Annotated in this window: 4 protein-coding genes; 1 reads left to right on the top strand and 3 read right to left on the bottom strand. The window is 49.3% G+C overall.

The features are described from left to right. Positions 1 to 398, top strand: a 398-nt coding sequence (locus tag MGMO_RS03415; protein WP_152976285.1) for an ImmA/IrrE family metallo-endopeptidase, incomplete at its 5' end; no start/stop codon positions are given. A 3-nt stretch (positions 399 to 401) separates the two neighbouring features. Here the strand turns inward: MGMO_RS03415 and MGMO_RS03410 are convergent. The 3 genes from MGMO_RS03410 to MGMO_RS03400 are packed head-to-tail and all read right to left on the bottom strand — an operon-like array spanning position 402 to position 4,218. Further along, positions 402 to 2,396 carry a transglutaminase TgpA family protein gene (locus MGMO_RS03410; protein WP_235557221.1) on the bottom strand — a complete coding sequence of 665 codons (1,995 nt, stop codon included), beginning with the start codon at positions 2,394 to 2,396 and terminating at the stop codon, positions 402 to 404. Next, positions 2,369 to 3,316, bottom strand: coding sequence for a DUF58 domain-containing protein (locus tag MGMO_RS03405; RefSeq protein WP_023493629.1), 948 nt, complete (start codon positions 3,314 to 3,316; stop codon positions 2,369 to 2,371). The genes MGMO_RS03410 and MGMO_RS03405 overlap by 28 nt, the downstream gene beginning before the upstream one ends. Then, complete coding sequence (locus tag MGMO_RS03400) at positions 3,313 to 4,218, bottom strand: AAA family ATPase (protein ID WP_023493628.1); 906 nt, start codon at positions 4,216 to 4,218, stop codon at positions 3,313 to 3,315. The genes MGMO_RS03405 and MGMO_RS03400 overlap by 4 nt, the downstream gene beginning before the upstream one ends. Between the last annotated feature and the right edge of the window lie 148 nt (positions 4,219 to 4,366).

Genomic DNA, 4,366 nt, shown 5'->3' with positions numbered 1-4,366 from the left:
TCTGGTTTACATTAATGCATGAATTATCACATATTGCCTTGCATCTTAATGAAAATAATCCGTGTTTCTTTGATGATCTTGACCCAAATAACCAATTAGATGCTTTAGAAAATGAAGCTGATACTATGGCACTTGAAGCCTTGATCCCTAAAAAAATATGGATATCATCAAACATAACTTCCATTAGCACTAAATCTGACTTGAAGCAATTTGCTGATAACTTGTCAATTCATCATGCGATAGTTGCGGGCAGAATCCGTTCTGAAAGTAAGAACTATAGAACTTTTAGATCACTACTTGGCCAAGGTGAAGTAAGAAAGTTGTATGTGTATAACTCTAGTAAGACAATTAGGAAAAAGTCAATCCCCTCAACTTTTAGGGTTGGCGTAAACCAATGAATCTTATAGTTTCAACAATATAATCAACCTGTTCAACTCTATTAAACCACGCCCCGTCGGATTCCTGCCGTAACGCTGGTCAATAAAAGCATCGGTTATTTGTTCAATAGTAGCTGCCTGACTAAGTAATTTAGATTTAATACGTTCGGCAAAATCCCTGGCGCCTTCGCCCGGTTTTTTGGTTAACCCTGCCTTGGCGATTTTCTTTAAAAACCGGTTGTAGACTATCAACACCGGGTCGGTTGGTTTGGGCCGTCGGTACAGCAGGAAAAGGCTGAGTATCGCAGTGATGATGCCGACGATGCCCATCATCCAGTACACCATCGTCTTGAAATCGGCTATGCCGAATGAGGACAGGAAACTGGCCTGGTTGGTGTTGTTGTAATTGATGACCCAGCGTTGCCAGTTGTAATCGACGTTGCTCCAGAGTTGCCGGGCTTTTTTCAGGAAATCAAAAGTGGCCTGCGCACCCGCGCTTGGTGCGGCATAGCTGATAAGGCCGCCGGGGACGAGACGGGCGATGTCGATATTCTTTTCGATCCGTTCCGGGGCAATGGCGGCGGTCGGGTCAAACCTGACCCAGCCTTGTTTATCCAGCCAGACTTCCGCCCAGGCGTGGGCATCGGCTTGTTTAATTTCCAGGAAATTTCCCACCGCATTCCATTCCCCGCCCTGGTAGCCGGTGACGACCCGCGCGGGAATATTCGCCACCCGCATCAGGTACACAAAAGCGGAGGCATAATGGCTGCAAAACCCGTAGCGGGTTTCAAACAGGAAGGTTTCAATTGGGTTTTCTTCCATCAACGGCGGGGTTAGGGTGTAATGGAAGTCTTCTTCCCTAAAGTGGTTGAGGAGCTGATTGATAAACACGTCAGGCGGACTATCGAAGCCGTGCAATTGCGCAACCAGTTGCTTAATGTTTTCCGAGGGCTCACCCGGCAAGTGGCGCGCATCCTTAAATTCCGTTTTAGTTAGGTAGCCGGTATTGTAAGTGGGGTAAGAAACCAGCTTGAATTCGCTGCGCTTATCAAGATTATCCGATGTCAATAACTGATAATTGGCGTTTCTTTCTAAGGGTTTAGGGTAGTCTGCGGGCATATCCAAGGCGAAAACCCAGTTTTTTTCCTGCGGTTCCATCAACAGGGTGTACTGGTAAGGCGTTCCCATGTAAGTCAGCTTATCCAGATACTTTTGATAGGACAAGTCACTGGCTTGCGTCCACTTTTTGCCGTTGGTTTGGGTTAGTACGGGACCGCGCCAATAACGTTGCTTAGCGGGGGGAATCGCTCCAGCGAATTTCACCCTGAATACCAGTTCATCCGACATGCCGAGATCGGTGATGGAACCGGGTTCCATCGAATCGCTTAGCCCCATTTTGGCTTGATGGTCGTCGTTAAACAATAACCACCTCGGTGCTTCAACCCGTGGGAACAGGATGAACACCACGATAGCCATCGGTACGGCCTGGGCGATGATAACGGCGGCTTTTTTAAGCGCTACACTGGTTTGGGCGACATAACTGTTGATATAAACCAGCACTGCCAATAACACGCAGGTCACGAACAGGATATAAGCCGCCATCAGGATGCTCTGCTCATACAGGAACTGCGAGGCGGCAACGATGAACGCGAGGTAATTGATCAGGTAAAGGTCGCGTTCGGTTTTGATTTCCATCAACTTCAGGCCCAGCGCAATCACGAACAGGCTGGTGCCGCCGTCACGCCCCAAAAAGCCGCGATGCTGGACGTATAGGATCGCCATGCCGCTGACTATCAGCAGCAAAATAACCGGAAAAGTGGGTAAGCGTTCGGGCTTCCAGATACCGACAAACCGCCAAGCCAGTAAAAAACAAAAATAGCCGAACACGCCCCAATGCAGGTGATAGACGTGCGGCAATACGATCAAGCCGATAGACGACAGCAAAAATATCAGGATTTCTTTGTTGTGGGCAGGATTGGTAGCCATAGCGATCAAAACAAAGCCAAGGCTTCCAGGCATTTTCGGTAATGTGCCGGGCCGTAGCCGGGTTCCAACCGCAAACCTGGGAGAATGAAGCCATAGCTTACTCCCGCTTGTTCCGCATCAACCACCCATCGGCATAAATGGCTAAGGCGTTCCTCAAGCGAATGCCCGGGCGCTTGCCCATAATCCAGCCAGATTTCTGCAGAACTTTCACCGCCATACTGTTTGGTGAATAAGCCCAACCCTTTTGCATAAGCCTTCCAGTGCAAGTGTTTGATGGGATCGCCGGGCTGGTAACCCTGCAATCCATAAAATTCATCGCCGCCTTTTTTGAAACGTCCCTGCTGATTTTGAGTTGATCCCGTCTCCGGAAATGGAATTTCCTGGTTTGCGGGTTTTGGGTAAACCAGCGCCTTACCGTTAAACCTTATCGGCGACCAGGCGCGGAACAAACCTAAGGGATAAGTGCTGAAAACCGTTACCGTTCCAGCTGGATGCCAGCCCCGCTTCTGGGTAAGGTCGTATAAGGTTAGGTGTGCTTTGCTATTTGCTTTCAGATTGAAGTTTTCGACGGTTTTCAATTTGACCTGCACATACTGGCGTTCAACGGAGGTGGGGTTATCGATATGCACCCCGAAACCTGCCGCCTCGCCCGCAAAAACCGGGTTCGCCTGACCTTCCTGGATCGTCAATCCAGCCAGGGATTTATAGGTGTGCAAAATAGTGATAAAAAATATACTGCCGAGCAAAAAAGCCAGCATATAGGCTAGATTGTTGTTGTAGACAAAGGCGATCAAAGCCAGCAAAAGGATCAGCAAGCCGAAGCCAAGGCCGCGCTTAGTCGGCAAAATAAATATCCGCCGCTGGTTGAGCGTTAAGGGCTTGCCGTCTACTGTCCTCTCCCCTAAGAAAAACCTGTCCAATCCGTAGCGTTCTTTTAATGCCTTAAGCTTCAATGCACGGCAACCTTGGCCAAAATGGGTGCGACGATGGCTTCCGAATCATTATTGCCAGACCTTAACCGATGGCCTGCGACCGCCGCCAGCACGGCTTGAAGGTCTTCCGGGATGACCGCATCGCGGTTGTCCATAAAAGTCCAAGCCTTGGCGGCGGTCAACAGCGCCAGTCCGGCCCGCGGCGACAGTCCGCAATGGTATTCGGGCGATTCGCGGGTAAAGTTAATGATGGCTTGGCAGTAATCCAGCAAGGCGCTGGACACATGTACATCCGTAACAGCCTGTTGAAGGTTCTGTAACTGTTCCGGCGTGAGCTGGGTCGACAAGGTGCTGATCAAACTGTGACGGTTTATGCCCGTCAACAATTGCCTTTCGTATTGCGGATCGGGATAACCCAACTCAATCCGCATCAGGAAACGGTCAAGCTGGGACTCCGGCAAGGGGAAAGTGCCTATCTGGTGCGAGGGGTTTTGTGTTGCAATCACGAAGAAAGGTTCTGGCAATTGGTAGGTTACGCCTTCTACCGTTACCTGATGTTCCTCCATCGCTTCCAGCAAGGCGCTTTGGGCTTTAGGTGTCGAACGGTTAATCTCATCTGCCAGCACCATCTGGTTGAAAATCGGCCCCGGATGGAACTTGAATTCATGGTTTTTGCCGTCGAAAACCGATGCGCCGATGATGTCGGCCGGTAAAATATCGCTGGTAAATTGGATACGCTGGTAATTCATCCCCAACAACTTCGCCAGCGTATGCGCCAACGTCGTTTTGCCGACACCGGGGATATCTTCTATCAACAAATGCCCGCGCGCCAGCAAGCAACACAGCGCCAGTCGGATTTGCCTTTCCTTGCCAAGGATTACTTGATTGGCTTCCTTAAGTACCTGCTGGATGTCATTTTGCATAGTTAATGGTAGGATGCTTGAAATATCAGTTGTTGCCCATAGTATATATCAATGCCTTGTTATACTGGGCTAAGCAAAGGCAGGAGTATTGCAATGAAAGAATATGAAGAAGTCCGTAGCCATCTGATTGAAATGTTAGAAGAATTGG

It is taken from the genome of Methyloglobulus morosus KoM1, from assembly GCF_000496735.2.
GTDB classification, from domain to species: Bacteria; Pseudomonadota; Gammaproteobacteria; order Methylococcales; family Methylomonadaceae; genus Methyloglobulus; species Methyloglobulus morosus.
The sequence above is the reverse complement of the archived record's forward strand: the minus strand, read 5'-3'. Positions and strand labels throughout refer to the sequence as shown.